The organism is Mesorhizobium sp. C432A (assembly GCF_030323145.1).
Classification (GTDB): domain Bacteria; phylum Pseudomonadota; class Alphaproteobacteria; order Rhizobiales; family Rhizobiaceae; genus Mesorhizobium.
Map to the genome: position 1 here is coordinate 5841615 of NZ_CP100470.1, position 26279 is coordinate 5867893.

Sequence of the window (26279 nt, forward strand, 5' to 3'; positions counted from 1 at the left end):
TCCAGTTTGAATGCAGCGCCAAGGTCCCCGAAGAGGACCCCTACCCTTCGCGATTCCAGCTGGCGTATTTTCGGATCGTTTGCCGCTTGTCTTCCGACAAGCCAACAAGGAGATTCTCCTCGAGATAGCCTTGCCGGATGAGATTGGCGAAGACCTGTATTAGCTGTGAATAGCGATAGTCGAACATCTGGTCGATCTTCCGTCGCTGCTGCCGCAGAAAGTCTTCGACATCCCATATTTCGGAAGGGGTTGCCGCAACGTGGGCCCTGCTCTTGAGTTCAGCCAACGTCTTGTCGAGCGCCACTTTCAGCGCTGCGTCATAGGCAGTGCGGGCGACTTTCTTTTCGGACGGAGACCATTTCTCACCAGCGGTCATCGACTGTCTCTATCGTGTTCGCGGCGGCCGTCATCCGGTAACCCTGGGACGCAGGACCCCGCCTTTGGGACCAATCTACTTTCCGCAATGGTGATCGTTGACCTTGTTCAGCGCATTCGCGTCCGGCCCGACCCGGTCGTAAGAGCACGGGCCGGCCGCCGTGGTGATCAGCATTTTGTCATAGTAGCGCGGGCCGCCGAACAGGGCGTAGATGAGGTCGCGATGGGCGGGGACGTAGCGTTCGGGTTCTGGCTGACGATGGCGATGCTTGTCCTTGGCGACAGCCGCTGTGGACAGGCTGCAGCCGACAGCGAGAGCGAGCATGCAGGTCACAAAGATCTTGGTGGTCATCGGCAGTACCCTTCTGACGGTTCGGAATCGCAGCATATCCAAAAGCGCCTGCCGAACAAAGGTTCCCTCGCCGGCATTGCCGGCCGGTGCCGAAATCAGCCCGCACTGCGCGCGCGCCGCCGTTCGGCTGCAACCAGGAGGTCGACGAAAGCGCGCACCTTGGCCGGCCTGAAGCGCGCCGGCGGGAAGACGGCATGGATGCCACCGGACGGCAAGGTCCAGTCCGCGAACACCCGCACCAGCCGGCCGCGCGCAATGTCGTCGGCGACACTGTAATCCGGAAAGATGCCGAGGCCGATGCCGGCCAGCACGCAGGACAGAACGCCCGGTGTCTTGTCGCAACTGACGACAGGATTGAGTTCGGCCAGCACCGTTTCCGTGCCCCTCGAGAACAGCCATTGGCCCACCCCGCGCAACTGGGCGTTGCCGACCCAGGGCAGCGACTTCGCCTGCCTGGGCCCGGCATTCCCAGGCAGCATCTCGGCCAGTTCCGGGCTGGCGACAACGAATTGCTGCAGGCTGCCCAGCCGCCGTGCCAGATTGCTGGAATCGGCCAGCCAGCCGACGCGGATGCCAAGATCGATCTGCTCGTCGACCAGGTTGCTGACCGCATCGTCGAAGATCGTCTCGACCCGCATTTTCGGGTATTTTCTGATGTAGGCGGCGATGGTCGGCGCCACCACCTTCTCGCCATAATCGAGCGGCGCCGTCAGCCGCAGCGTCCCCGTCGGCTGCGCCGCTCGCTGCGAAATGTCGCCATAGGCTGCCTCCGCCTCGCGCAGGATGATCGCGGTCCGGTCATAGAACAGACGACCCTCTTCGGTCGCCGTCACGCGCCGGGTCGTGCGCCGCAGCAGCGTTGCACCGAGCTCTTCTTCGAGCTTGCCGACCTGATGGCTGACCACAGCCTTGGCAACGTCGAGACGGTCGGCAGCGGCCGTGAACGAGCCGGTCTCCACCACCGTGGCGAAGTAGACAAGCCGATTGAGATTGAGGAGTTCGGTCACAGGCCGCTCATTGTCTGATTTTATCGGACAGTTTGTATGATTGATCGCCATTTTTCGCAAGCGGTCCAGCTGTCATCTATCGGGCAACAGAATGAGGCCGCCATGACCAATGCAACCCTAACCTATCTTTTCGACCCGCTCTGCGGCTGGTGCTATGGCGCCACGCCGATGCTGGATCGACTGGCCGCCGGCGGGACCGCGCTCCAACTGCTGCCGGTGGGGCTTTTCTCCGGTGCCGGCGCGCGGCCGCTGGATGCAGGTTTTGCCGCCCACGCCTGGGACAATGACCAGCGCATCGCGCGGCTGAGCGGACAGCGCTTCAGCCAGGCCTATCTCGACAATGTGCTCAATGTCAGCGGCACCTTGCTCGATTCTTCCGCTGCCGCCATGGGCATCAACGCCGCCGGGCTGGACGACTGGCGCCAGGAACTTGCGGCACTGAAGGCGATCCAGCATGCGCGCTATGTCGACGGCCGCGATATTGTGACGGTTGACGGCGTCGCCGCGGTACTGACCGACGCCGGCATGAGCGACGCGGCAAAGCTCTTGAAAGCGCCGACGCAGCCGTTTCTGGCGAAGCATCACGACCTGGTCAGCCGCGGGCGGATGTTGTTCCAGCGGCTGCATGCCAATGGCGTTCCCGCGCTGGCGGTGATCGGCCAAACGGCGCCGCGCCTGATCGGCGCCAACGCGCTGTTCGGCAGCTACGACAATCTCGTCGCTCACATCGAGGCGGCGTAGTCCCAGAAATTCTCCCCAGATGAAATTCTCCCCAGACGAAAGGGACATCCCCATGAAAATCGCACTTATCGGCGCGTCCGGCCAGGTCGGCTCCCGCCTGCTTAAGGAACTCTCCGATCGCGGGCACAGCATCACCGCCATTGCCCGGCATCCAGACAAGATCGCGGCACTTCCGGGCGTGACTGCCAAGAAGGGCGACCTCTTCGACAAGGATGGCCTTGCCGCCCTGATCAAGGGTCATGACGCGGTGATCTCCTCGGTTCATTTCCTCGACAGCGATCCCGATACGCTTATCGCAGCCGTGCGTGCTTCCGGCGTCAAACGCTACCTCGTCGTCGGCGGCGCCGGCAGCCTTGAGGTTGCGCCCGGCAAGCGCCTGGTCGACACGCCGACCTTCCCTGATATCTACAAGGCCGAGGCGCAGAAGGGCGCCGACTTCCTCGACACGCTGCGGACGGTCGACGATCTCGACTGGACCTTGCTGTCGCCTTCGGCGCTGTTCGTCGCCGGCGAGCGGACCGGCAAATACCGCATCGGCAAGGACACGCTGCTGACGTCCGACAAGGGCAGCAGCATTTCCTTCGAGGACTACGCCATCGTCATGGCCGACGAGATCGAAAAGCCGGCGCATATCAAGCAGCGCTTTACGGTCGGCTATTGAGCGCACTTCTATTGACAGGTGGGCCACTCGACGGAGTGGCCCGCGTCGGTTCCTATCGACGATAATGCCATCGGAGTCTCCGATGGCACTATCGCTTTCTTCCGTTTCCACGCCTGCCGCCGGCCTGCGAACTCTCGCCCGGAGCGGTTCAGGACAGGAACGGAAACATGGCAGACACAGACATCTCAAAATCGAAAATCGCTATCGTCGGCGGCAGCTCCGGAATGGGGCTCGCGTTGGCAAGGCGGTGCCTGGACTCAGGCGCCGAAGTCATCATCGTCGGCCGCAGTGAAGCCAGGCTCAAGCGTGCCGGCGAGGCGCTGCGGAACCATGCCGGTCTGAGCGCCATCGCGGCCGATATCGCCAGGGAGGATCAGGTCGCTGACCTGTTCAAGCGAATTGGCCGGCTCGACCATATCGTCAGCACCGCCGCCGATATCGAAGGCGCCTATGAGTTATTGCCTGCGATCGACCTGAAGGCGGCGCAGAGAGTCGTCGAAAGCAAATTCTACGGGCCGCTGCTGCTCGCCAAGCATGGCGCGCCGCAGCTTTCGGCCAACGGCTCCATCACCTTCACCTCAGGCATTGCCGCCTACCGGCCGGCGGCGCGCGGCTCGGTCGTTGCCGCCGTCAACGCTGCGCTGGAAGGGTTGGTGCGGGCGCTGGCGGTCGAGCTGGCGCCGGTCCGTGTCAACGCCGTCTCGCCGGGCTGGGTCGACACGCCGATCTGGAGTTTTGTGGCCGGCGACAAGAAGGACGAGACGCTCGATGCAATGGCCAGGCGCCTGCCGGTCGGCCGCGTCGGACAGCCGGACGACATTGCCGATGCCGTCGCCTTTCTGATGGGCAACGGTTTTACGACAGGGACGGTTCTGCATGTCGAGGGCGGTCACCGGCTGATCTGAGCGCAGCGAAATTCCTGGCCGCGGCCGCCAGCAGCAGTTTCGGCGCCGGCGGCTGAACCCGCCGGCGGCGCCAGATCAGGACCAGCGACGCCGTGCGGGCCGACCCCGGCCACGGCAATTCGACGATCTCGCCGCGATCGAGCGCGTCGGCAACGGCCAGCCGCTGCACCAGGCCCATGCCGACACCAGTCGCCACCAGGCCCGCAATGGCGCCGATGCTGCCGACTTCGGCGGCAAGTTCTGGCGCTGCCATCTCGGCAAAGGCAGTGTCGAACAGATGCCGGTAGACGCATCCGGTTTCCGTCACTACGAAACGCATCGCGGCGAGCGCGGCCAGGTCGCTCTGCCCCGATGCGGGCGCATGTTCGGGTGAGGCGACAAGGACCAGCGGCTCGGCCGATATCGTGCGCCGGGCCAGACGTTCGTCCAGACCGCCTTTGTCGAAACAGAAGGCGACGTCGATCTCGCCTTCTTCGAGCTGCCGCAGCAGGGCATCGCTGCCGGCGATTTTGAGCCGCAGACCGATCTCCGGGTGGTCGCCTCGAAAGGCCGCCAGCCATTGCGGAAGTTTGACAGTGGCAATCGTCTCCAGCGCGCCGACCGTAACTGTTCCGGCGGTCATTCCCGTCGTTGCCTCGACGGCAATACGCGCCTCCTCCGCCAGTTGCAGAATCTCTTCCGCATAGGGTTTCAGCGCGTCGCCGGCCGTCGTCAGGTCGAGGCCGTGGCGCGAGCGGATGAAGAGGACGACGCCAAGTTCGCTTTCCAGCGACTGGATCTGGTCGCTGACGCTCGACTGCGCCAGATGAACCTCCCGCGCTGCACGGGTGATATTACGGTGCCGCGCCACGGCGAGGAAGGTCTTGAGCAATCGTGGGTGCATGCCGTTTCCGGATCTGTCTCTGTTCGAAATTTCGGGCTTGGCTGGTCCACTTGCAACCCTGGTCCATTTGCAACCCCGGTCCATTTGCAACCCATTGACGCCGGCGTCATCTGGTTGCGGCAGACCGAAGGGCCAGAATTTCGCGGCAATGACCCGCAAGTTTTCCCACGGCCGGCGCGGTGGCCCAAGAGATCCGCCTCTGGCAGATCGCATCGTACGTATGCTCTATGCCAAGCTGATTTCCAGCACCGATGGAAGGACCGACATGACCCGCCCGCAAGGAACCATCGCCCCGATCCTGACACCGTTCGAAAATGACGGTCGGATTGCTCGTGACTTGTGGATCTCACACGCCAAATGGGTGCTGGGCCAGGGCGCGCATTTCCTGTCGCCGTTCGGCACCACGGGCGAGGCACTGTCGCTCTCACTCAATGAGCGCATGCAGGCGCTGGAATGGCTGATCGAGGCCGGCATTTCGCCGGCGCGCATGATGCCCGGCACCGGCGTCACCGCACTCCCCGAAACCGTCGAACTGTCGAAGCACGCGGTCGGCCTCGGCTGCGCCGGCGTGATGGTGCTGCCATCATTCTTCTACACGGCCGCCGGGGATGAAGGCCAAGCACGCTACTACAGCGAGCTGATCGAACGGGTGGCCAACCCGGCGCTGAAGATGATTCTCTACCACATCCCGCAGAACTCCGGCGTGCCGGTAAGCCCTGCCCTGACCGCCCGGTTGAGCGCGGCGTTTCCAGAGACGGTCGTCGCCTACAAGGATAGCGCCGGCGACTGGAACAACACGGCGGCGGTGATTGCCGCCGCACCCGACGTCGCGGTGTTCCCCAGCTCGGAGGCGCAACTGACCAAGGGGCTCGCCAGTGGTGCTGCGGGCTGTATCTCCGCGACCGTCAATCTCAACGCTGCGGCCATCCGCGCCCTCTACGACGCGACGATCGCTGGCCAAGACGTCACGGAAGCGGACGCCGCGATCAGGGCGTTCCGCAAGGTGATCCAGGATGCCGGCCTGATCCCGGCGATGAAGGCAGTGCTGGCGGTGCGCTCCGGCGACAAACGCTGGCTGAACCTGCGCGCCCCGCACCAGAATGCAACGCTGGAAAGCGGCAAGGCGCTGCTCACGGCGCTCGGTCCCGCAGCCGATCATATTGGCCGAGGTCACGCATGATGGCGGTTGGCGCAACCCGCATGCTCGCATCTTTTCAATCGGCCTAAAGTGACGAGCCTGCCGCCTCTAACGCCGACACGGGCTTAGGCAGCCGCGGACGATCAGCCCCTTCCAGGCACAGTGCGATACCGCCATTGGCCCTTGAACGGTCAAAATGGAGGCGTACCATCGCGGCATCTGAAACTGAGTCTTCTTCATTCGTCTGGGCTAATGTCCGGACCGGATTGGATATTTCCTTGGCAAGGGACGCAACCAGCGGCGCGGCGAAGCGCGGCAAATCGTTTGCCCATGTGGCGGAGGCGTCCTGGGGCAAGGGCCTCAGCACGCTGCTGCGCATCGTGCGCATGACGCTGCGCCATCCCTGGCAGGTTGCGATCACCATCGCCTCGACTTTCATCGCCGCGACGCTGCAGCTGTTCATCCCGCGCCTGCTGGGCCACGCCATCGACCAGGCGCAAGGCGTGATGGCTGGAGGCGGCGGCGCGGCGGCTGAGCAGGCGCTGTGGACGACGGCGATCACCTTGCTCGTCGTCAGCATCCTGCGCGGCCTCTTCACGATGGCGCAGAATTATTACGGCGAGGCCGTCGGCCACCGCACCGGCTATGAGCTGCGCCTAGCTTCCTACGAAAAGATCCAGCGGCTGAGCTTTTCCTTCCATGACCGGGTGCATACCGGCGACCTGATCACGCTTGGCCTGCTCGACCTCGACGGCGTGCGCATGTTCTTTTCCACCGGCATATTGCGCGTGGTGGTGCTCGGCGTGCTGATCGGCGTCGGCTCCTATCTCCTGATCAGCACCGATCTCGAGCTCGGGCTGCTCAGTCTGAGTTTCGTGCCGTTCGTCGCCTGGCGCTCCTCGGTCACACAGCTCAGGCTGCGCAGCACCTGGCTGACGCTGCAGGAGCGGCTGTCGGTGCTGAGCCGGGTGATGGACGAGAACCTCGGCGGAATCCGCGCCGTGCGCGCCTTTGCGGCGCAGCGGCATGAGCTGGAAAAATTCGACCGCGCCAAGAAGTCGGCGCTGGAGCTTGCCGACCAGCGCGTCGACATCCGCGTCTCCAACACCAGCGCCATGAATTTTTCCTTCCTGGCGGCCATGGGCCTGGTGCTGTGGTTCGGTGGCCAGAAGGTGATCGCGGGCCAGATCAGCGTCGGCACGCTGGCGCAGTTCCTCACCTTCATGACCATCCTGCAGATGCCGGTGCGCCAGCTCGGGCTGATGGTCAACTCGTTCGCCCGCGCCTCGACCTGCGGCACAAGGCTGTTCGAGCTGCTCGACGCCGAACTTGACATCGAGGATGCGCCCGATGCCAAGGATCTCGTGGTCAGCGAAGGCGTGCTGCGCTTCGACAATGTCGGCTTCCGCTACGCGGGCGCCGGCGGCCGGCCGGCGCTGTCGGGCATTTCCTTCGAGGCCAGGTCCGGCGAGACCGTCGGCATTGTCGGCCCGCCGGGCAGCGGCAAGTCGACCATCGCGCATCTGATCCCGCGCTTCTACGATGTGAGGTCAGGCGCGATCACCATCGACGGGCAGGATATACGCGAGGTCACGCTGCAATCGCTGCGCAAGGCGGTCGGCGTCGTGCAGCAGGACGCTTTCCTGTTCACCACCTCGATCGAAAACAACATCGCCTATGGCAATCCGTGGGCGCGCGAGACCCGCATCGGGCAGGCGGCTGAATACGCCCAGCTGCACAATTACATCATCGGGCTTCCGGCCGGCTACACCACGGTCGTGGGCGAGCGCGGGTCATCGCTTTCCGGGGGCCAGCGGCAGCGCCTGACCATCGCCCGCACCCTGATGCTGCGGCCTTCGGTGCTGGTCTTCGACGATTCCACCGCGGCTGTCGACGCCGGCACCGAGCAGCGAATCCGCACCGCGATGAAGCGCTTCGCCAAGGACCGCGTGACGCTGATCATCTCGCACCGGCTGAGTTCGCTGATGCATGCCGACCAGATCCTGTTCATCGAGAATGGCCGCATCGCCGAGCGCGGCACGCACCAGGAATTGCTGGCGCTGGGTGGTCGCTACCGCGCGCTTTACGACCTGCAGCTGCGGCCGGACGACGATTTGCCGGTGGCGGTGGGAGCCGCATAATGTCGACACCGGGTCACGACGAAAAAGAAGACACCAGCCGGCGGCCCACCAGGGCCGTCGTCGGTTCGCACCGCGACGAGGAAGAGGTCTTCGGCAAGGTCTACGATCCGCGCATCGTGCGCCGCATCTGGAGCTTCGTGAGACCGTATCAGGGCCGGATCTTCATCTCGGTGGCCGCCGTTTTGGTGTTCACTCTGACGCAATTGGCGATCCCGCTGGTCATCCGTTACGCCATCGACCACGGCATGGCGGCGGGCAAGGCCGACAGCTCCGTCATGAACTGGGCGATCGGTGCCTTCGCCCTGATCATCCTGATCAACTATGCCGCCAGCTATGTCCAGGAAAGCGTCGTCGGCAAGGTGGCCGAGAATGTGCTGTCGGATTTGCGCCGCGCCATGTTCAGCCATCTGCAGCGCGTCTCGCTGGGCTTCATGGACAAGACCGAGGTGGGCCGGCTGATGTCGCGCCTGCAGGGCGACGTCAATTCCATGCAGGAATTCCTCGAGACCTCGGTGATGTCGGTGGGCGACATCGTGCTGCTGTTCGGCATCGTCAGCGTTCTGTTGTGGCTCGATTTCCGGCTCGGTCTGCTGACGCTGTCGACCATGCCGGCGTTGTTCATCGTGCGCCTGTTCTGGCTGCCGCGCGCCAAGATCGCCTTCATGGCCGCGCATGAGACCAACTCGATCGCCAATGGCGCGCTGGCCGAAGGCATCCATGGCGTTCGCACGGTGCAGAGCCTGGAGCGCCAGCACGTCAATTTCGACCTTTATGACGAGAAGGTGCTGGCCAATCTCAGGGCTCACCTGACCTCGGCCAAATATGCGCAGGTGATGGTGCCGATCGTCGACACGCTGACCGGCATTGCGATGGCAACCGTGATCGTCGTCGGCGGCTCGATGGTGCTGTCGCACAGCCTCGACATCGGCGTCATGGTGGCGTTCCTGTTCTATATCCAGCGCTTCTTCGACCCGATCCGCTCGCTCACCATGCAGTACTCGGTCATGCAGCGCGCCATGGCGTCGGGCCAACGCATCTCCGAAGTGCTCGACGTACCGGTCGACGTCAGCGACAGACAGGGCGCGGTGACGCTGACGCGCGACATGGACGGTTCGGTCGAGTTCAGGAACGTCACCTTCGGCTACCGGCAGAACCAGCCGGTGCTGAAAAACATCTCCTTCCGCGTCAATCCGGGCGAGACGGTTGCGCTTGTCGGCCCCACCGGTTCGGGCAAGTCGAGCTGCATGGCGCTGGTGCACCGCTTCTACGACGTCTGGTCGGGCGAGGTGCGGGTCGGCGGCCACGATGTGCGCGACGTGACGCAGGATTCGCTCGGCGATCAGGTGGCGATGGTGCTGCAGGAGCCGTTCCTGTTTTCCGGCACGGTGCTGGAGAACATCCGCTACCACAAGACATCGGCTACCAGCGAAGAGGTTGTGCGCGCCGCGCAAGCCGTCGGCGCGCACGACTTCATCGAGCATTTGCCTGACGGCTACGACACCGAGCTCGAACAGCGCGGCGGCAATCTCTCGCTCGGCCAGCGTCAGCTGATCAGTTTTGCACGCGCACTGGTCGCCGATGCGAAAATCCTGGTGCTCGACGAGGCCACGGCGAGCATCGATTCCTACACCGAGATGCTGATCCAGAAAGCGCTGGTCACGCTGCTGGAAGGCCGCACCGGGCTGGTCATCGCGCACCGGCTGGCGACCATACGCGGCGCCGATCGCATCATCGTTCTACAGAACGGCGAGATCGTCGAAAGCGGCAACCACGAGCAGCTGATGGCGGCCAAGGGCCTCTATGCCAGGCTCTACAACATGAACTACGCATCGTTCGACGATATTGCCGAGGAAGACATAGGCGCGCCGGCCGGCAAGGCGACGTGAGCTGCTGCCGGTTCGGCTCGACTGGAAATGGTGCGGGGCCAAAACTCGTCGTCGACCAATTCGGCTTTCAGATGCCGACACGTTTCATCTCGCCTTCCAGCGTAAGCCCGGCGTCACGCCTGCCGGCGCGTTCGGGTGGACGAGCCGCCGGTCGCCTTGAGGGCGATCCCGCCTAAATTCTGAATTCTACGCGCCGCCCAGCGCGCGCGATGGCACGCGCAGCTTGCGCCTGAACCTCAGCAAACGCCGTCATGATGGCTTTCGTTCCTTAGCCGTCGGATGAAAATCGCCGGGGAACAGGAAGGCTTGCTGGGAGTTTAGTTCTTCGAGCCGCGCCGTGAACGGCGCGGCAGCGAAGGAGACGGCATATGGGCCTGGGTACCATTCTTATTATCATCCTGATCATCGCGTTGCTCGGCGGCTTCAGCGGCCTCGGCGGCGGCCCGTTCTACGGCACTGGTTACTATGGCGGCGGTGGCCTCGGGCTGGTGCTGATCATCGTGATCATTCTGGTTGTTCTCGGGCGAATATAGCGTCGCCATTGGCGGCCGCCGAGTTTCTACGGCGGCCGCGTTTTCGCCTGACATCGAGGTTTGAAGACATGGCAGCTGAAGACATTGCTGGTCCGGACTGGGCCGGCGTCGGCGCGAGCGAGAGCGAACGCGACGAGCTGGGATATCCTAATGGTGGCACTATCCGAAGGCGGCGGGCGTAAGCTGCAGACCCCGACACCCGCCTGGCGGCCGTGGCGTTCATCGAGGCGGATCGGACGCTTCGAGAAACCCAGGACGGCGACGAGGCGGGTCCGGCCTTTCTCGCTATTGTCGACAAGGGCAGCATCGGCCTGAAGGCCGCAATGGCAGGCACGCCTTACGCCTGAACGCGGTCAACCCGCCGTAACTCCGCCAGCAGAAACACCACCAGCACGCAGCACAGCAGGCCAAGCGACAATGGCAGTCCCTGATGTCCGGTCAGTTGCATCGCCAGCCCGGCCACGGGTGAGCCGACGATGCCGCCTACCCCCCATACGAACGCGAAGGCGGCATTGCCGGCGATCAAGGCTTGACCGGTGAAACGCTCGCCGAGCTGGATCAGCGACAGCGTGTAGATCCCGAACGAGACCCCGCCCCAGACGAAGAAGAGCGGCCAGACAAGCCATGTAGCGAAGAGCAACGGCAACAGCAAACAACCGGCCAGGCAAGCCAGGACACAGAACAGCATCATCGGCTTCGAGCCAAACCGTTCGGCGGCGCGCCCAAGCACGACCTGCAGCACGGCATTGCCGGCGATGAAACAGGTGATGAGCGAAGCGATGCGCTGCTCAGTGCTGCCGAGCGCGGCACCATAGACCGCGAACAGCGAAAGCAGGACTTGCTCGAAGGCGGCAGCCGTGAAGACTGCGAACAAGAGCAGCGGCGCCAGCGCGAAGAAGCCGCCGACCGACACCGCTTCGCCCTCACGCGGCATGTCGGGCAGGCGTGGCGCGACGGCAAGCACGATCAGGCCGCAGACAAGGAAGGCCGCGCTGCCGATGATGAAGGGTGGCCATCCTTGCGTGCCGACCAAGCCTAGCGACAGCGGGCCGAGGCCAAAGCCGGCGGAAACGATGGAGGAGTATAGGCCCATGATGCGGCCTCGGCGTGCGGCGGGTGTGATCGAGACCAGCCAGGTTTCACTGATCACGTAAAGCGGATTGGCAAAGAAGCCGAGCAGGAAGCGCAACGGCATCCAGGCCCATACATCCTGCGTCCAGGCAATCGCGATCAGGACGGTTGCTGCCAGGATCGAACACACAACCGCAAAGCGCGCCGCGCCCACCCGCCGGACCAGCGCCGGCGTGAAGAGCGACGATATAATGAAACCCAGAGGCGTCATCGCGGCCGAGAGGCCGATGAGGCCCGGTGTCGTCCCTTGCCGTTCCAGGATGAAGCTGAGCAGCGGATACGTCAGCCCCTGTGCTATGGCGAACACCGTAACTGTCGCGATGATGCCGGCCATCGCGGCCCATGCGATGTGGTTCTCCGGCGGTGACGTCGCGTCTTCGGCGCTCATGCCGACTTCGAAGCAGGATCGGCACGTTCCGGCAAGTGCAAATGCCGGCAAAACGCCGCGGTACGCCCAAACAGGCGGGCGGGTCTTATCCGCGACATCAGCTCACACTTGCCAGAAGCGTTTGACGATTTCGGCCTCGAGCTGGCGTCTGGTCAGACCGATATCGTCGATCAGGTGCGGATTGGCCTCCGCCATCTGCTTGAGGTCCCAGCGAAAGCGTATCCGCTCGCGCCAGGCCGCGATCATGCCCCGCGGGCCCGTCGGACGCCGGCCCGATGACACCGCCTTTTCCGGCAAGGCTGCACGAGCAGAAGCAAGGGTATCGTTCATGGCAACCTCCATTCGGTTTGAGGAGCGACAGCCCTCGGCTTGCAAGAGGTTGAACTCTGCCGCATGCGGACGGCGCCGTAATTAAGCCCGGCCAAATAGTTCTCAAAAGTTCCAAACCGGCTAGAGCACCTCGCCGTTTCATGGAAACGGCGAGGTGCTCAACTCTTTGTTTTGACGCCATACGTCCGTGAAGCGCTCCGCCGCGCTTTCCCGTGGGAAAACCGCCTTCACACCTTTCCTGGAATTGCTCTATAGATGCGCGTTATGCAGGGATCGCGCTTTGCCTTTGGTCCGTTCGTGCTTGATCCGGGTGCGGGAACGCTCCTTCGGGACCAAGTTCCCGTAGCCGCCGGCCACCGCGGACTGCAGCTGCTGGCGGCGCTCGTCGCCCGGCCCGGCGAGATCGTGGCCAAGGCCGAGTTGATGGATGCGGCATGGCCAGGCACCGCCGTTGAGGAAGGCAACCTCACCGTCCAGATTGCGCAATTGCGCAAGCTGCTGGGTCCGGCCACGAACGGCGGAGAATGGATATCGACCGTTCCGCGCGTCGGCTATCGCTTCACCGGCGCCATCGAACAGCTCGGCGACGAGAAGCGACAGGCTTTGCCGCTGCCTGCCAAACCGTCGATAGCCGTGCTGCCCTTTGCCAATTTCAGCAACGACCCCGAGCAGGAAGCCTTCGCCGACGGGTTGACCGAAGACCTGATCACCGACCTGTCGAGGATCGGCGGCCTGTTCGTCATCGCGCGCAACTCGACCTTTGCCTACAAGGGCAAGGCGGTGGATGTGCGCGAGGTCGCCAGGGAACTTGGCGTGCGCTATCTCTTGGAGGGCAGCGCCAGACGCGCCGCCGGGCGCGTGCGCATCAACGCCCAGCTGGTCGACGCGCTGAGCGGCGAGCATTTATGGGCAGACCGCTTCGATCGCGGCCTGGAAGATATCTTTGCCGTTCAGGACGAGGTGACGGCCAAGATCGTCGAGGCGCTGCTTGGCCGGCTGCGCGCGCCGCTGCCGCGCAATCGGCCCCGAAATCTCGAGGCCTACGATCTGTGCGTGCGGGCCCGCAACCTGATCGACGTCTCGCCGGAGACGGCGCGCGAAGCGCATCTGTTGCTGACGCGCGCGCTTGCGCTCGATCCGGACTATGCCGAAGCCTATCGCTGGCTTGCCATGAACCACTGGATGGGATGGGTGCATTGGGGAGAGCCCATTGAGCCTGCCCGCGGCCTTGCCCTGGAACTGGCGCGCAAGGCTGTGGCGATCGATCCCAACGATGCCGGCTGCCACTGGGTGCTTGCCAACCTGCTTGCCTATGAGCGCAGATTCGACGAAGCGGATGTGGGATTTGCCAAGGCGTTCGAGCTCGACCCGAACGAGGCCGATGCCTGGGCGACATTGTCCGACATCGCGGTCCTGGCCGGGCGCGTCGAGGAGGGCCTCGACTATATCAGCAAGGCGTTCCGGCTGAACCCGTTTCCGGCAAGCTGGTACTATCTGACGCTCGGCCAGGCGCAATATGCGGCGCGCGACTATGAAGCCGCCGTCGAGACGACGCGCCGGGACGAGACGTATCGGACAAGCTCGCGCCGTTTCCTTGCGGCAAGCCTTGCGCAACTCGGCCGGATCGACGAGGCGCGCGCCGAGGTCGACCTGTTCCTCGTCGCGAACCCACATTTCACCACCCGTCACTGGGTCGAGACGGAGCCGTTCCGCGACACTGCCACGCTCGACCATTTCGTCGATGGCTTCCGAAAGGCCGGCCTTCCGGAGTGACGGACCGGCGTGCTCGATCGATGCCAGGCACCGTCGGTTGCGGATCAATCCTGCCAATGTTTGCACGTCGCGAGGCCGCTCGACCGATCTTGCTTCCGCGAGCAGTCATCCAACAGCGATTGCAGCGAAGCGGCGCGCGAAACCTCTGTCACGGTGAAGCCGGCTGGAACGGCCACGATCGATCCGGCCACGGGTGAGCGCTGGGTGGCGGCTGGCGACTGCCTGTTGCGCTCTCGTCTGCAATGCCGGCATCACGGTCGCCGTGGGCAATGATCGGCTTGCCTCATTGAGCTTTTAGCGACGCGCTCCGACAACTCGCGATGATTTTTCTAGATGCCATTTGTCGAAGCACAATCTTTTCCGAAAGCCGGTTTCCACTTTTCGGGACCATGCTCTAGCGGCTGTCTGTTTCTTGTTGCTGGCGCGATCGGAAGTCACCCGCACAACCTGGTTATCTGAGCGCCCTTTAGCTTTCCTTGTTTGAGGTCGGCGGCGGGAGTAATAGTCGCCAAGGAATTGCGAGGAGGAAGAGATGACGCTGAACTTCGACCCGAAGGCGAAGGCCACGGCGTTGTACCATGGCGAATTCCGACCGATGTTCATTGGCGGCAAGTGGGTCGCCGCGCAGTCCGGCCAGGGCATGCAGGCACTCAATCCGGCAACAGGCGAGGTGCTGGCGACAGTGCCGCGCGGCGGGGCTGCCGATATCGACTCGGCGGTGGCCGCCGCGCGCGCGGCCTTCGAAGGCCCATGGTCCAAATTCTCGCCCTACGAGCGGCAGTGCGTGCTGCTCAGGATCGCCGATCTGTTCGAGACGCATTGGGAAGAGCTCAGCGTTTCCGACACGCTCGATATGGGACTGCCGATCACGCGCACGCTCTCCAACCGGCGCCGCGTCATCGGCATGCTGCGCTTCTATGCCGGCATGGCGACGGCGCTGCATGGCGAGGCGATCGACAATTCGATTCCCGGCGAGATCGTCACCTTCACCCGGCGCGAGCCGGTGGGCGTCGTTGGTGCGATCATTCCCTGGAACGCGCCGACCGCCGCCTCGATCTGGAAGATCGCGCCGGCGCTGGCGACAGGCTGCACCATCGTGCTGAAACCGTCCGAGGATGCGTCGCTGACGCCGCTGCTGATCGCGCAACTGATGCAGGAAGCCGGCGTGCCCGACGGCGTCGTCAACGTCGTCACCGGCACCGGGGCCGAAGCCGGTGCGCGGCTCGCCGAACATCCAGACGTCAACAAGATCGTTTTCACCGGATCGACGCTGACCGGCCAGGCCATCGCGCGGGCAGCCGTGGCCAACCTCAAACGCGTTTCACTGGAGCTCGGCGGCAAGTCGCCGATCATCGTCTGCCGCGACGCCGACATCGACAAGGCTGTTCCGATCGCGGCGATGGCGGTGTTCGTGCATTCGGGCCAGATCTGCATTGCCGGCTCGCGGCTGTTCGTGGCGCGCGAAATCCATGACGAGTTCGTCCGCCGGCTCGCCGATTTCGCCGGCAGACTGCGGATCGGCCATGGCATCGAGGCAGAGACGGAAATCGGACCGCTCATCAATGCCAAGCAGGCAGCCAAGGTGGAGGGCTATATCAGGGCCGGCAGCGACGAAGGCGCCGAACTGGTCGCCGGCGGCTCGCGGCTGACCGGCGAGCTCTACGATGGCGGCAACTTCATTGCGCCGACGGTCTTCGGCGCCGTGTCGGACCAGATGACCATCGCGCGCGAGGAGATTTTCGGCCCGGTCATTTCGGCGATGCCCTTCGACTCGCTCGACGAAGCGGTGGCGCGTGCCAATGCGACGCCCTATGGCCTGGCCGCCGGCATCTTCACGACACATCTGGGCACCGCGCACAAGCTTGCGCGCCGCGTCAAGGCCGGCTCGGTCTGGGTCAACATGTACCATGCCATCGACCCGGCGGTGCCGTTCGGCGGCACGAAGATGTCGGGTTATGGCCGCGAGGGCGGCATCGAGCATCTGCACGAGTATCTGGAGACCAAGTCGGTCTGGATCCAGACCGACTGATATTCGCGCGGCGTACTCTGCGAAATCACGATGAAACCACAAGGGCCAGGACGGCGGCGCAGTCACCGGCTTTGACCAGGCCGGGGAAATGCCGCGCCGCCAGAATGCCGGACATTTTTGCCTTGATCTCCTGCGGAGCGATGCCGGTGCGGCCGGTGGAATGGATGCGCGCCAGCACCGAGCCTTCTTTCACAGGCTCGCCGAGATCGACCATGGTCTCGATCATGCCGTCGTCCTCGGCGAAGGAGAAACAATCGCCTGACGGCATGTCGAGCCACTGAGTTCTGCCCTTCTCGACCGCACCATCAACAATACCGGCATGGCGCAGCACATTGCTGATGCCGCGCCGCGCGATCCGCACGGTCTGGGCACGCGAGGTGCCGCCGCCGCCAAGCTCGGTGCTGACGAAGACCTTGCCCATTTCCTCGGCCGCCGTGTCATACATGCCGACGGAGTCAATCTCGATCATGCGCATCGAGAACGGGGCCGAGAACGCGGCGACCGCGTCGAAGGCTTTCTGCTCCAGCGCCTTGTCGGGCACCGTGTGGGCGGCACAGAAGGGCACGAAATCCAGCGTCCTGCCGCCGGAGTGGAAATCGAAGACGAGGTCGGCGCGCGGCAGCAGTTCGCGTTGAAAGTAGTCGGCGATCTTCTCGGTCACCGTGCCGTCGGGACGGCCGGGAAAGCTGCGGTTCATATTGCCCTTGTCGATCGGCGACGTCCGCGTGCCGGCGCGGAAGGCCGGATAGTTCATCGCCGGCACGATGATCACCGTGCCGCTGACCTGTTTGGGATCGAGCGTGCGGGCGAGATCGTAGAGCGCCAGCGGCCCCTCATACTCGTCGCCATGATTGCCGCCGGTGAGCAGCGCGGCCTGTCCCTTGCCGTTGCGGATGACGCAGATCGGGATCATCACCGAACCCCAGGCCGAGTCGTCGCGGCTGTAGGGCAGGCGCAGGAAACCATGTTGCACGCCGTCCTTGTCGAAATCGACGGTCGGCGCGATCGGAGATGGGCGGAGGCTAGGCATCGGGCTCAATTCTTCACCACCAGTTTGCGCGGTACATTGGCGAGGCACTCTACACCGGTTTCGGTGATCAGGATGGATTCGGTGATTTCCAGTCCCATCGTCTCCAGCCACAGGCCGGTCATGAAATGGAAGGTCATGCCGGGCTTGAGTTCGGTGCGGTCGCCGGGGCGCAGGCTCATGGTGCGCTCGCCCCAATCCGGCGGATAGGACAGGCCGATCGAGTAGCCTGTGCGGTTGTCCTTGACGATGCCGTATTTCTTCAACACGGCGAAAAAGGCGTTGGCGATGTCCTCACAGGCATTGCCGGGCTTTGCCGCCGCAAGCCCCGCCTCCATGCCTTCCAGCGTCGCCTTCTCGGCATCTAGGAATTCCTGCGTCGGCTTGCCGAGAAAGACGGTGCGCGACAGCGGGCAATGGTAGCGGCTGTAGCAGCCGGCGATCTCGAAGAAGGTGCCCTCGCCCGACTTCATCGGCTGGTCGTCCCAGGTGAGATGCGGCGCCGAGGCGTCGGCGCCCGACGGCAGCAGCGGCACGATCGCCGGATAGTCGCCGCCGATGCCGTCGACGCCGCGCGTGCCGGCATCGTAGATCTCGGCGACCAGATCGCATTTGCGCATGCCGACCTGGATCTTGTCGACGATGCGCTGGTGCATGGCTTCGACGATGCGGGCCGCCTTGCGCATATAGTCGATTTCAGTCGGGCTCTTCACCGCGCGCTGCCAGTTGACCAGCGCTGTCGCGTCGACGAAGCGGGCGTTGGGCAGGTGCTTCTGCAACGCGGCGAAGGCGGCAGCCGAGAACCAGTAATTGTCCATCTCGACGCCGATGGTCAGCTTGCCCCAGCCGCGATCACTAAGCACGCTGGCCAAAAAATCCATCGGGTGGCGCTCGGTCGACTGCACGTAGTGGTCGGCATAGCCGACGATGTTGTCATGCGCGAGATAGGCGGTGCGCTTGGCGCCATTGGCATCCTGGCCGCGGCCGTACCAGACCGGCTCGCCCGATGGGGGCACAATCACTGCTTGGTGCACATAGAACGACCAGCCATCGTAGCCGGTCAGCCAGGCCATGTTGGAGGGGTCGCTGACAACCAGGAGATCGACGCCCTTCACCTCCATGGCTTTCCGCGTCTTGGCGAGGCGATCCGCAAATTCGGCGCGCGAGAATTTCAGGTTCGGTTGCATTGTTCTTGGTCCTCGTTTGTTGGGCCTTGCGGCCAGCATCAGCTTTCAAAAATGGTTCCGGCATTGGCCGCCCGCGCCCGGTCGCGAGCGAGCGTGGCGATCGCCGTATCCTGCACGCCGGTGCCGGTGAGGTCGGCAATGGTGATATCGCTGGGTGAGCGCCTTCCGTGCCGTTCGCCGGCGATGATCTGGCCGAGTTCGGTGACCGCGGCATCGGCTCCCATCACGCCCGATGCGATGGCGTGATGCAGTTCTCCCAGACGCCGTGTCTGCTTGGCGCTGTCGGCGACATAGAGATCGGCCATGCGCAGGATCGCCGGCGCGATCTCGTTCTTGTGTTCGGCATCCGAGCCCATGGCGGTGATGTGCTGCCCGGCAACGACAAAGCCGGCCTTGATCAGCGGCTCGGTCGACGGCGTGGTGGTGACGATGATGTCGGCGCCGATGGTTGCTTTGGCTGCATCCGGCTCGGCGCGCACGAGAATGCCGAGCTTTTCGCGCAGCGCGCCTGCGGCCGTCTGCGCCTTGACCGCATCGCGCGCCCAGATACGTGCCTCGGCGATCGGCCGCACCAACATGAGTGCTTCGAGTTGCAGCCCGGCTTGCACGCCGGCGCCGAAGATTGCGGCGACGGACGAATCCGGCCGCGACAGATGCTTCGCCGCGACGGCGCCGGCAGCAGCGGTGCGGACATCTGTGAGATAGCCATTGTCCAGCAGCAGCGCCTCGACCACACCGGTTCTTGCCGAGAGCAACACCATCATGCCGCCCCCGCTGGGCAGACCGAGCTTCGGATTATCGAAGAAGCCGGAGCTTATCTTGACGGCGAAACCGTCTATTCCAGGCACATAGGCGGACTTCACATCCACCTCGCCGCGCTGCTCGTGAATGTCCAACCGCAGAATCGGCGGCATCGCCACCGGCAATGTGGCGAGCGCGCGGAAAGCGTTTTCGACGCAGGCGACCGCGTCGAGATCGAGCGTCACGATTGTGCGCAGTTCCTTCTCGGTGAGGATCGTCATCCGGCTCATGCGACGCGCTCCGCGAAGGCGCGCACTGCGAAGGATAGTGTTCCGTCACCCCCCCCTCTGGCCTGCCGGCCATCTCCCCCGCAAGGGGGAGATTGGACTGCACTCCTGCCTTCGCCAATCTCCAGCGCAGCAAGAACAGCGACCGCATCGAAGCTGCCGATCTCCCCCCTTGCGGGGGAGATGTCCGGCAGGACAGAGGGGGGTGGGCGGGAATTCGGCGTGGGAGAGTTTTCATGCCGCGCGCTCCGCGATTGCGTCACCCCAGACGATCTTGCGATGCGTGTTCATGTCGATATTGCGGCCCGAGAGAAGAACGACCACCGGCCCGGTCGCCTTGACCTTCCCGGCAAGCAGCGCGGCGATGCCGACCGCGCCGGCGCCTTCGACGATCTCGCGCTCCTGTTCATAGGCATGGCGGATGCCGGCGGCGATCTCGTCCTCGCTGAGCAGGATGACGTCGTCGAGCAGATCGCGGCACATGGCGAAGGTCAGCCGGTTGCCGAGACCGATGCCGCCGCCGAGCGAATCCGCCAGCGTCGGCAGTTCTTCCACCTCGACCGGGCGACCGGCATCCAGGCTCGCCTTCATCGCAGCACCACGCGCCATCGAAACGCCGATGATTTTTGTCCCGGGGCTGACGCCCTTGACGGCGGCGGCGATGCCCGAGGCGAGTCCACCACCGGAGAGTTGCACCAGGACGAGAGCGGCATCCGGGACCTGCTCGATCATCTCCAGTCCGAGCGTGCCTTGCCCTGCGATGATGGCCGGGTGGTCGAAGGGCGGCAGCATCACCAGTCCCTCCTGCGCCACCAGCCGTTCGACCTCCTGCTGCGCCTCGTCCTGACTGTTGCCGATGATGCGGACATCCGCGCCAAGCCGACGGATTTCGTCGAGCTTGTTGCCCGGCACCAGTCGCGACATGCAGATCACCGCACGCATGCCTTCGAGCTTCGCGGCATGGGCCAGCGCACGGCCATGATTGCCGGTCGACGCCGCGACCACGCCGCGCGCCTTCTCCTCGGCGCTCAGCGAAGCAATGGCATTCGAGGCGCCGCGCAGCTTGAAGCTGCCGGTGGTCTGGCGGTGTTCAAGCTTGAGGTGGACGGGGATGCCCAGTCGTTCGGAAAGGCTGTGAGATAACCCTGTCGGCGTGCGTTCGATTTTGCCGGCAATTCGCTCCCGGGCGGCACGAATATCGTTAAGGGTGACTGTCGTCATGATCGTCAATCGCGCGGCAAAGGCAGCGTCATCAGACGGCCAAATTCGGGATGCGACGTCCCGTCGCCACACAACCGCAAACAATTCCAGGCGCTGGCCTGATTGCTGGTGACGACCGGGCGGTCGATCGCCTGTTCCATCCCGGGAACCGCGAGCGCTCCGCGCAATGCGGTGCAGGACACGAACAGTGCATCGGCCTGCGCATTCGTCGCCTCACGAGCCAGGTCGGCGATCGCTGCCGGCGCAATGCGCGCCATCTCGCGATCGTCCTCGAAGCCGAGGCAGGTGAAGCTGACGATCTCAAAGCCGCGCTCGGCGAAATACGTCGCCATCGGTCTGGAGGTTTCTACGGTGTAAGGGGTGAGGATGCTGATCTTCTTGGCACCCAGCGCCTTCAGCCCGCGCACGCCTGCCATGGGCGGCGTGACCACAGGAACACCCGGCTTGGCAGACTGGATCGCCGCCTCGATCTCGGCGTCGCCAATCACCACCGAGGCCGAGGTGCAGGAGTAGCAGATCGCGTCGAGCGGCTCGTCTGGCAGGATCAGCGCGGCGCCCGCCGCCAGCTCCGGCTGCATCTTGCGAAGGTTTTCCGGCGTCGTCGGATTCTTGTAGGGAATGCGCGCGACATAGACGCCGATGCGCTCGCTCGCCACCATGCGGCGGAAATCCGGTTCGCTGGTGTGGTCGGTGGCAAGGATGATCAGGCCGACGCGCTTTTCCAGCGGGCGCGCATCGAGCGCCGGCCTTGTCGGCATCAGCCTGATTTCGGGCAGCGGTTTCATCTTGAGAATTACCTTTCGATCTTGCCGTAGCGATGTTCCAGCCAGCGCAGCAGCACGACCGAGAAGAGGCTGATGACGAGGAAGAAAGCGCCGACCAGCGTGATCGGCTCAATGTAGCGATAGTAGGTGTTGGCGACGCTCTTTGCCTGGTTCATCAGCTCCAGCACGGTGATTGCCGATAGCAGCGGTGTCTCCTTGAACATCGCGATGAAATAATTGGCCAGCGCCGGGATCATCGGTGGGATCGCTTGCGGAATGATGATGTTGGTCCAGGTCTGCGTGGCGCTCAGATTGCAGGCCTTGGCCGCCTCCCACTGGCCGCGCGGCACGTTGTCGATGCCGGCGCGATAGACTTCCGCCGTGTAGGTGCCGTAGTGCAGGCCGAGCCCGATGACGCCGGCGACCAGCGGCGGCAACAGGATGCCGAAATCCGGCAGCACGTAGAAGATGAAATAGAGCTGCACCAGAAGCGGCGTGCCGCGGATGAATTCGGCCGCCCAACCAACGGTGCGCGACAGCGCCTTGTTGGGCGAGCGTCGTGCTAGCGCGATGCCCAGACCCACGACAGCGGCCAGCACGGAGCCGAGCAGCGTTGCCAGGATGGTGATCTTCACGCCCTGGATCAGCGTCGGCAGGATCTCCCAGACGAAGTTCCAGTCCCAATCCATCAGACGCGCACCCCGTCGAGGCCGCGCGCCATGCGGCGTTCCAATGAACGCACGCCCCAGGAGATGATCAGCGCCAGGGCGAAATAGATGATCAGGATGGTGGTGAACGGCGCCAGCGTGTTACCGGTCTGCGAGCGCACGACCTGCGCCTGAAAGGTGAGATCGGCGAGCGAGATCAGCGACACCACGGAGGTCGCCTTGAGCAGTTCGATGGCATTGTTGCCGAAGGTCGGCAGCATGACCAGCAGCGCCTGCGGCAGGATGACATGGCGCTTGCCTTGCCAGCGGCCGAGGTTGAGCGCGATGCAGGCCTCATATTGTTCGCGGCCGACCGACTGGATGGCGCCGCGTACCACCTCGGCCGCATAGGCGCCGACATTGAGGCCCAGCGCCAGCACACCCGCCTGCAGGGGGGTCAGTTCGAGGCCGATCAACGGCAACACGAAATAGGCAAAGAACAGCTGCACGAAGATCGAGGTGCCGCGGAAGAATTCTATATAGGCGGTGGCCAGCCAGCGCAGCGCAAAGAAGCGCGACACGCGGCCCATGCCGGCGAGGAAGGCCATGATCAGGGCGAGCACCGACCCCATCAGCGTCAGCTCGATGGTGACAAGCGCTCCCTGCAATATCAGGCCGAGGTAGCCGGACCACTGGGTCATTCGGGTTCCAACGTTGGCGGTTAGCTTCCTTCTCCCCGTTCACGGAGAGAAGATGCCAGTCCACCCTCCGAAGCTGCAGCGCAGCTGCTGCGGAGGACGGGCAGGCAGATGAGGGGCAGCGCTAAATTCTCAGAACCTGGCGCCGCCCCTCATCCGGCCCTTCGGGCCACCTTCTCCCCGTTGAACGGGGAGAAGGAAAAATCACTTCGCCGCGCAGAGCTTGTCCCGCGTGGTCGACATCGCGGCTGCGGCCGAGAAGCCGTAGGGCTCGACGATCTTGGCGAACTCGCCGGATTTCTTCAGCTTGGCGAGCTCGACATCGAAGGCGTCGCGCAGGGCCTCATCGCCTTTCTTGAAGGCGGCGCCGTCGCAATAGACCGGCGCGCCGACCACCGGGGCGATGACTTCGAGGTTCGGATCGTTGGCTTTCTTGACGAGGTCGTTGATCGACAGGACGGGAAGCGAATAGGCATCGATGCGACCGTCCTGCAGCATCTTCAGGCCGCTCTGGCCGTCCGGCACGACGATGACGCGCTCGCGCGGCACGCCGGCGTTGAGCGCCAGCTTCTCCTCCGTGCCGCCACCGGGCGCGCCAATGGTGGCTGACGTGTCCTTGGCGACGTCCTCGTAGCTCTTGAAGCCCTTCGGATTGCCCTTCTTCACCAGCATCGCCTCGGCGTCGCACAGCACCGGCTCGGAATAGACGACCGCCGCGCAACGCTCCGGCTTCATGAACAGGCCGGCGGTGACGACGTCGAAGCGGCCGGCCTGCAGGCCGGGGATCATCGCGCCATATTCGGAGATCGAAGCGACGATGTCGGCAACACCGAGACGCTTGAAGACCTCGCGCGCCACGTCGGGCGCCGCACCCGAAACTTTGCCGTCGGCGGCGACCGCCGTATAGGGCGGCTCGTTGGCGATCGCGACGCGGGCAAAGCCCTGCGCCTTCAATTGCTCGAGCTTGCTGTCATCGGCCGAACCGGTGCTCGACGCGGCGAGCACCGCCGTCAGTGCGAGACCGGCGACGCCGGCCAGAATGCCAAGTTTCTTCATTGTTCCCAACTCCTTGTTGTCTTCTTGGTTTTGTCTGGGGCGGTCTTCCGCCCCGCAAAGCGGTCAGACACGATGTCCGGCTGCGATGATCTTCTTCAGGAAGCCTTGCGTGCGCTCCTGCTTTGGATGGCGGAAAATCTCGTCTGGTTTGCCCTCTTCGACGATCTTGCCGCGGTCGAAGAACAGCACGCGGTCGGCGAAGTCGTGGGCAAAGCCCATCTCGTGGGTGACCAGCAGCATGGTCATGTCGGTCTCTGCGGCGAGCTTGCGCATGACATTCATCACCTCCTCGACCAGCTCCGGATCGAGGGCCGACGTCACCTCGTCGAACAGCATGATCTTCGGCGACAATGCCAGCGCACGGGCAATCGCCACGCGCTGCTTCTGGCCGCCGGACAGCTGCGCCGGCATCGACTTCGCCTTGTCGGCCATGCCGACCATGTCGAGCAGTTCCATGGCCCGCTTTTCAGCGGCGGCGCGAGGCGTGCCCTTGGTCAGCATCGGCGCCAGCGTGACGTTATCCATGACGCATTTGTGCGGAAACAGATTGAACAGCTGGAAGACCATGCCGATCTTCTGCCGCATCTTGGTCAGGTGCCGCTCGTCGGCGGGCAGCAGCTGGCCGTTGCGCTCCATGTGATAGAGCTGCTCGCCATCGATCTGGATATGGCCGCCGTCGATCTTCTCCAGCGTCATCAGGATTCGCAGGATCGTCGTCTTGCCCGAGCCGGACGGGCCGATCAGCGCCAGCTTCTCGCCGGGCATGACCTGCATCGACAGGCCGTCCAGTACCTTGAACGAGCCGAAGCTCTTCGAAATGGCGTCGACCTTGATGATGGGTGAGGACAAATGAATTTCCCCTGCTGGAGAAGCCTGTGCCCTTAACGATGCGGAACGCGCCAAATCATGTCAATTGGGAAAATAAAATCATGACAATATTTCCGGCACTGCATGATTCCAGAGCAATTCCCGCTTAGATTGCGAGCAGCAGATGCTCCGGATCGCCAAGCAGCAACTTGGTGACAACGCCGAGGCCGGCGCGCAGTTCCCCCTCGGTGGTCGAGCCGAGCGAGATGCGCACCGCCGGATGCCAGGGCGCATCCGAGATGCGGAAGGAGGTGCCGGGCGCGATCGCCACGCCTTGCAGGCGGGCCTGGGCGACGAAGCTTTCCTCGGCACGGTCCGCGGGCAGTTGCAACCAGACATGCAGCCCGTCGCGCCTGGCGCGATAACCAACCCCGCCCAGCACCTCGGCTGCGATGTCCTGGCGGCGGCGCAATGCCGCGCGCTGCCAGCGAACGAGTTCCATCGCCGTGCCGTCGGTCACCCATTTGGTGGCGATCTCGGCCACCAGCGGCGTCGCCATCCAGTTCGACACCAGATGCCGGTTGGCAACGGCGGCGACGTAGCGGTCGGGCGCCGCGAGATAGCCGATGCGCAGGCCAGGTACGGTGATCTTGGTGAAGGAAGTGACGTAGAGCGTGCGCTCCGGCGCAAAGGCGGCGACCGGCGGCGGCCGGTCCTCGATCAGCGGACCCAGCACATCGTTCTCGATGATGGCGATGTCGTGCTTGCGCGCGACCGCGGCGATCTCTTCGCGCCGCCGAGCGTCCATCAGCGTCGCCGTCGGGTTGATCACCGACGGTTGCACGAATACCGCGCGAATGTCGGTGAGCCGGCAGACCTCGTCCAACGCCTCCGGGATCAGGCCATTGCCGTCGATCGGCAGGCCTTCCAGGTTGAAGCCGAGATAGCGCGCCAGCGGCACCAGCGTGTGGTGGCCGATGGCCTCGGTGGCGACAGTCGATCCCGGCGGCGCAACGCTCATCAGCGCCACGGTCATCCCGGCGGTCGCGCCATTGGTCAGGCTGATATTCTGTGCGGAGGTGTCGAGCCCACACAGTTTCAGCCATTCGACAGCCACCGCGCGGTGACGCGGGAACACCATGTTGGGCCGGAACGACAACGCCGAACTGGATGGCAGGTTTTCGGCCAGCCAGCCCAGCGCCTGCTTCAGCCGCTCCAAATGCATCGGCTCGCAGACCGGCTTCAGGATTGACAGATCGATGACCTCGCCGAGGCGCTCCGGCAGATAGGGCGGCTCCGGGTCGCGGCGCTGCGTCTGGACAAAGCTGCCACGGCCGATCTCGCCCGAAATCAGGCCGCGCCGGATCAGTTCTTCGTAGGCGCGGCTGACCGTCTGCACCGACAGTTTTAAATCGTCTGCCAGCCTTCGATGCGTTGGAAGCCGCGCGCCGTTGGCCAGCCGCCCGTCATGAATGGCGCGGGCGAACTGGTCGGCCAGCGTTTGATAGGCTGGCCGGCGGATGAGCGCAGGGTCGGGTTGCCATGATGTCATGACTTAATAGAGATCGAAA

The 26279-nt window shown here is 64.1% G+C and carries 26 protein-coding genes; 10 read left to right on the forward strand and 16 right to left on the reverse strand.

The annotated features are described in order from the left end of the window. Positions 1–40 precede the first annotated feature (40 nt). The 3 genes from frp to NLY33_RS28655 all read right to left on the reverse strand — a co-directional run bounded on the left by frp (position 41) and on the right by NLY33_RS28655 (position 1734). Positions 41–376 (reverse strand): fluorescence recovery protein, encoded by a 336-nt coding sequence (gene frp / locus NLY33_RS28645; RefSeq protein ID WP_023704781.1) that lies wholly within the window; start codon positions 374–376, stop codon positions 41–43. Between the two features lie 75 nt (positions 377–451). Further along, entirely contained in the window at positions 452–727 is a 276-nt protein-coding gene (locus tag NLY33_RS28650) for a hypothetical protein (RefSeq protein WP_023704780.1), read from the reverse strand. Positions 728–822: 95 nt separating this feature from the next. Further along, the gene (locus NLY33_RS28655) at positions 823–1734 is read right to left on the reverse strand and encodes a LysR family transcriptional regulator (protein ID WP_023704779.1); all 912 of its coding nucleotides are present in this window, start codon (positions 1732–1734) and stop codon (positions 823–825) included. A gap of 102 nt (positions 1735–1836) precedes the next feature. On the opposite strand from NLY33_RS28655, the gene NLY33_RS28660 reads away from it, so the two are divergent. The 3 genes from NLY33_RS28660 to NLY33_RS28670 all read left to right on the forward strand — a co-directional run bounded on the left by NLY33_RS28660 (position 1837) and on the right by NLY33_RS28670 (position 4041). Further along, positions 1837–2475, forward strand: a complete 639-nt coding sequence (locus tag NLY33_RS28660) for a DsbA family protein (RefSeq protein ID WP_031196229.1) — start codon at positions 1837–1839, stop codon at positions 2473–2475. A gap of 52 nt (positions 2476–2527) precedes the next feature. After that, positions 2528–3136, forward strand: coding sequence for an NAD(P)-dependent oxidoreductase (locus tag NLY33_RS28665; protein ID WP_023704777.1), 609 nt, complete (start codon positions 2528–2530; stop codon positions 3134–3136). 167 nt (positions 3137–3303) lie between these two features. Next, positions 3304–4041 (forward strand): SDR family oxidoreductase, encoded by a 738-nt coding sequence (locus NLY33_RS28670; protein ID WP_023704776.1) that lies wholly within the window; start codon positions 3304–3306, stop codon positions 4039–4041. Here NLY33_RS28670 and NLY33_RS28675 read toward each other — a convergent pair. Continuing rightward, complete coding sequence (locus NLY33_RS28675; protein WP_023708128.1) at positions 3992–4924, reverse strand: LysR family transcriptional regulator; 933 nt, start codon at positions 4922–4924, stop codon at positions 3992–3994. The two genes, NLY33_RS28670 and NLY33_RS28675, sit on opposite strands and share 50 nt — an antisense overlap. Positions 4925–5189: 265 nt before the next feature. On the opposite strand from NLY33_RS28675, the gene NLY33_RS28680 reads away from it, so the two are divergent. The 5 genes from NLY33_RS28680 to NLY33_RS28700 all read left to right on the forward strand — a co-directional run bounded on the left by NLY33_RS28680 (position 5190) and on the right by NLY33_RS28700 (position 10969). After that, positions 5190–6104 carry a dihydrodipicolinate synthase family protein gene (locus NLY33_RS28680; protein WP_031196228.1) on the forward strand — a complete coding sequence of 305 codons (915 nt, stop codon included), beginning with the start codon at positions 5190–5192 and terminating at the stop codon, positions 6102–6104. Between the two features lie 236 nt (positions 6105–6340). Next, positions 6341–8203, forward strand: coding sequence for an ABC transporter ATP-binding protein (locus tag NLY33_RS28685; protein WP_023708127.1), 1863 nt, complete (start codon positions 6341–6343; stop codon positions 8201–8203). Then, entirely contained in the window at positions 8203–10089 is a 1887-nt protein-coding gene (locus NLY33_RS28690; protein ID WP_023667888.1) for an ABC transporter ATP-binding protein, read from the forward strand. Before NLY33_RS28685 ends, NLY33_RS28690 begins: the two co-directional genes overlap by 1 nt. Positions 10090–10457: 368 nt before the next feature. Further along, positions 10458–10622, forward strand: a complete 165-nt coding sequence (locus NLY33_RS28695) for a DUF3309 family protein (protein WP_023667887.1) — start codon at positions 10458–10460, stop codon at positions 10620–10622. Between the two features lie 212 nt (positions 10623–10834). Further along, the gene (locus NLY33_RS28700) at positions 10835–10969 is read left to right on the forward strand and encodes a hypothetical protein (protein ID WP_023682661.1); all 135 of its coding nucleotides are present in this window, start codon (positions 10835–10837) and stop codon (positions 10967–10969) included. Here NLY33_RS28700 and NLY33_RS28705 read toward each other — a convergent pair. Continuing rightward, positions 10960–12141, reverse strand: coding sequence for an MFS transporter (locus tag NLY33_RS28705; protein ID WP_023704772.1), 1182 nt, complete (start codon positions 12139–12141; stop codon positions 10960–10962). The two genes, NLY33_RS28700 and NLY33_RS28705, sit on opposite strands and share 10 nt — an antisense overlap. A 102-nt stretch (positions 12142–12243) precedes the next feature. Then, positions 12244–12471 carry a DUF1127 domain-containing protein gene (locus NLY33_RS28710; protein ID WP_023735668.1) on the reverse strand — a complete coding sequence of 76 codons (228 nt, stop codon included), beginning with the start codon at positions 12469–12471 and terminating at the stop codon, positions 12244–12246. 255 nt (positions 12472–12726) lie between these two features. Between NLY33_RS28710 and NLY33_RS28715 the strand changes: the two genes are divergently transcribed. After that, on the forward strand, positions 12727–14244 hold the full coding sequence (locus NLY33_RS28715; protein ID WP_023704770.1) for a winged helix-turn-helix domain-containing tetratricopeptide repeat protein: 1518 nt from the start codon (positions 12727–12729) through the stop codon (positions 14242–14244). A gap of 532 nt (positions 14245–14776) precedes the next feature. Continuing rightward, a complete protein-coding gene (locus NLY33_RS28720) occupies positions 14777–16273 on the forward strand; it encodes an aldehyde dehydrogenase family protein (protein ID WP_023704768.1) in 1497 nt (498 codons plus the stop codon). A gap of 25 nt (positions 16274–16298) precedes the next feature. On the opposite strand, the gene doeB is transcribed toward NLY33_RS28720, so the two are convergent. The 10 genes from doeB to ehuR form a co-directional block, all read right to left on the reverse strand. Next, the gene (doeB, locus tag NLY33_RS28725; RefSeq protein ID WP_023704767.1) at positions 16299–17303 is read right to left on the reverse strand and encodes a N(2)-acetyl-L-2,4-diaminobutanoate deacetylase DoeB; all 1005 of its coding nucleotides are present in this window, start codon (positions 17301–17303) and stop codon (positions 16299–16301) included. Between the two features lie 5 nt (positions 17304–17308). Next, positions 17309–18487 carry an ectoine hydrolase DoeA gene (gene doeA, locus NLY33_RS28730; protein ID WP_023704766.1) on the reverse strand — a complete coding sequence of 393 codons (1179 nt, stop codon included), beginning with the start codon at positions 18485–18487 and terminating at the stop codon, positions 17309–17311. Positions 18488–18525: 38 nt separating this feature from the next. Beyond that, positions 18526–19518 carry a cyclodeaminase gene (locus NLY33_RS28735; RefSeq protein WP_023704765.1) on the reverse strand — a complete coding sequence of 331 codons (993 nt, stop codon included), beginning with the start codon at positions 19516–19518 and terminating at the stop codon, positions 18526–18528. A gap of 231 nt (positions 19519–19749) precedes the next feature. Further along, the gene (gene eutB / locus NLY33_RS28740) at positions 19750–20736 is read right to left on the reverse strand and encodes a hydroxyectoine utilization dehydratase EutB (RefSeq protein WP_023749754.1); all 987 of its coding nucleotides are present in this window, start codon (positions 20734–20736) and stop codon (positions 19750–19752) included. Between the two features lie 5 nt (positions 20737–20741). Continuing rightward, complete coding sequence (gene eutA / locus NLY33_RS28745) at positions 20742–21521, reverse strand: ectoine utilization protein EutA (protein WP_023682672.1); 780 nt, start codon at positions 21519–21521, stop codon at positions 20742–20744. Between the two features lie 8 nt (positions 21522–21529). Next, positions 21530–22189 carry an ectoine/hydroxyectoine ABC transporter permease subunit EhuD gene (gene ehuD, locus NLY33_RS28750; RefSeq protein WP_023709687.1) on the reverse strand — a complete coding sequence of 220 codons (660 nt, stop codon included), beginning with the start codon at positions 22187–22189 and terminating at the stop codon, positions 21530–21532. Continuing rightward, the gene (ehuC, locus tag NLY33_RS28755) at positions 22189–22848 is read right to left on the reverse strand and encodes an ectoine/hydroxyectoine ABC transporter permease subunit EhuC (RefSeq protein ID WP_023708123.1); all 660 of its coding nucleotides are present in this window, start codon (positions 22846–22848) and stop codon (positions 22189–22191) included. Before ehuC ends, ehuD begins: the two co-directional genes overlap by 1 nt. A 201-nt stretch (positions 22849–23049) precedes the next feature. Then, entirely contained in the window at positions 23050–23901 is an 852-nt protein-coding gene (ehuB, locus tag NLY33_RS28760) for an ectoine/hydroxyectoine ABC transporter substrate-binding protein EhuB (protein ID WP_023704762.1), read from the reverse strand. 63 nt (positions 23902–23964) lie between these two features. Next, a complete protein-coding gene (ehuA, locus tag NLY33_RS28765) occupies positions 23965–24750 on the reverse strand; it encodes an ectoine/hydroxyectoine ABC transporter ATP-binding protein EhuA (RefSeq protein ID WP_023682675.1) in 786 nt (261 codons plus the stop codon). A 124-nt stretch (positions 24751–24874) separates the two neighbouring features. Continuing rightward, positions 24875–26260 (reverse strand): MocR-like ectoine utilization transcription factor EhuR, encoded by a 1386-nt coding sequence (gene ehuR, locus NLY33_RS28770; RefSeq protein ID WP_023682676.1) that lies wholly within the window; start codon positions 26258–26260, stop codon positions 24875–24877. Between the last annotated feature and the right edge of the window lie 19 nt (positions 26261–26279).

Bases quoted from the DNA above. Each gene is read 5' to 3' on its own strand.
- frp (WP_023704781.1), bottom strand. From the start codon at position 376: ATGACCGCTGGTGAGAAATGGTCTCCGTCCGAAAAGAAAGTCGCCCGC.
- NLY33_RS28650 (WP_023704780.1), bottom strand. From the start codon at position 727: ATGACCACCAAGATCTTTGTGACCTGCATGCTCGCTCTCGCTGTCGGC.
- NLY33_RS28660 (WP_031196229.1), top strand. From the start codon at position 1,837: ATGACCAATGCAACCCTAACCTATCTTTTCGACCCGCTCTGCGGCTGG.
- NLY33_RS28665 (WP_023704777.1), top strand. From the start codon at position 2,528: ATGAAAATCGCACTTATCGGCGCGTCCGGCCAGGTCGGCTCCCGCCTG.
- NLY33_RS28670 (WP_023704776.1), top strand. From the start codon at position 3,304: ATGGCAGACACAGACATCTCAAAATCGAAAATCGCTATCGTCGGCGGC.
- NLY33_RS28675 (WP_023708128.1), bottom strand. From the start codon at position 4,924: ATGCACCCACGATTGCTCAAGACCTTCCTCGCCGTGGCGCGGCACCGT.
- NLY33_RS28680 (WP_031196228.1), top strand. From the start codon at position 5,190: ATGACCCGCCCGCAAGGAACCATCGCCCCGATCCTGACACCGTTCGAA.
- NLY33_RS28690 (WP_023667888.1), top strand. From the start codon at position 8,203: ATGTCGACACCGGGTCACGACGAAAAAGAAGACACCAGCCGGCGGCCC.
- NLY33_RS28695 (WP_023667887.1), top strand. From the start codon at position 10,458: ATGGGCCTGGGTACCATTCTTATTATCATCCTGATCATCGCGTTGCTC.
- NLY33_RS28705 (WP_023704772.1), bottom strand. From the start codon at position 12,141: ATGAGCGCCGAAGACGCGACGTCACCGCCGGAGAACCACATCGCATGG.
- NLY33_RS28710 (WP_023735668.1), bottom strand. From the start codon at position 12,471: ATGAACGATACCCTTGCTTCTGCTCGTGCAGCCTTGCCGGAAAAGGCG.
- NLY33_RS28715 (WP_023704770.1), top strand. From the start codon at position 12,727: ATGCGCGTTATGCAGGGATCGCGCTTTGCCTTTGGTCCGTTCGTGCTT.
- NLY33_RS28720 (WP_023704768.1), top strand. From the start codon at position 14,777: ATGACGCTGAACTTCGACCCGAAGGCGAAGGCCACGGCGTTGTACCAT.
- doeB (WP_023704767.1), bottom strand. From the start codon at position 17,303: ATGCCTAGCCTCCGCCCATCTCCGATCGCGCCGACCGTCGATTTCGAC.
- doeA (WP_023704766.1), bottom strand. From the start codon at position 18,487: ATGCAACCGAACCTGAAATTCTCGCGCGCCGAATTTGCGGATCGCCTC.
- NLY33_RS28735 (WP_023704765.1), bottom strand. From the start codon at position 19,518: ATGAGCCGGATGACGATCCTCACCGAGAAGGAACTGCGCACAATCGTG.
- eutB (WP_023749754.1), bottom strand. From the start codon at position 20,736: ATGACGACAGTCACCCTTAACGATATTCGTGCCGCCCGGGAGCGAATT.
- eutA (WP_023682672.1), bottom strand. From the start codon at position 21,521: ATGAAACCGCTGCCCGAAATCAGGCTGATGCCGACAAGGCCGGCGCTC.
- ehuD (WP_023709687.1), bottom strand. From the start codon at position 22,189: ATGGATTGGGACTGGAACTTCGTCTGGGAGATCCTGCCGACGCTGATC.
- ehuC (WP_023708123.1), bottom strand. From the start codon at position 22,848: ATGACCCAGTGGTCCGGCTACCTCGGCCTGATATTGCAGGGAGCGCTT.
- ehuB (WP_023704762.1), bottom strand. From the start codon at position 23,901: ATGAAGAAACTTGGCATTCTGGCCGGCGTCGCCGGTCTCGCACTGACG.
- ehuR (WP_023682676.1), bottom strand. From the start codon at position 26,260: ATGACATCATGGCAACCCGACCCTGCGCTCATCCGCCGGCCAGCCTAT.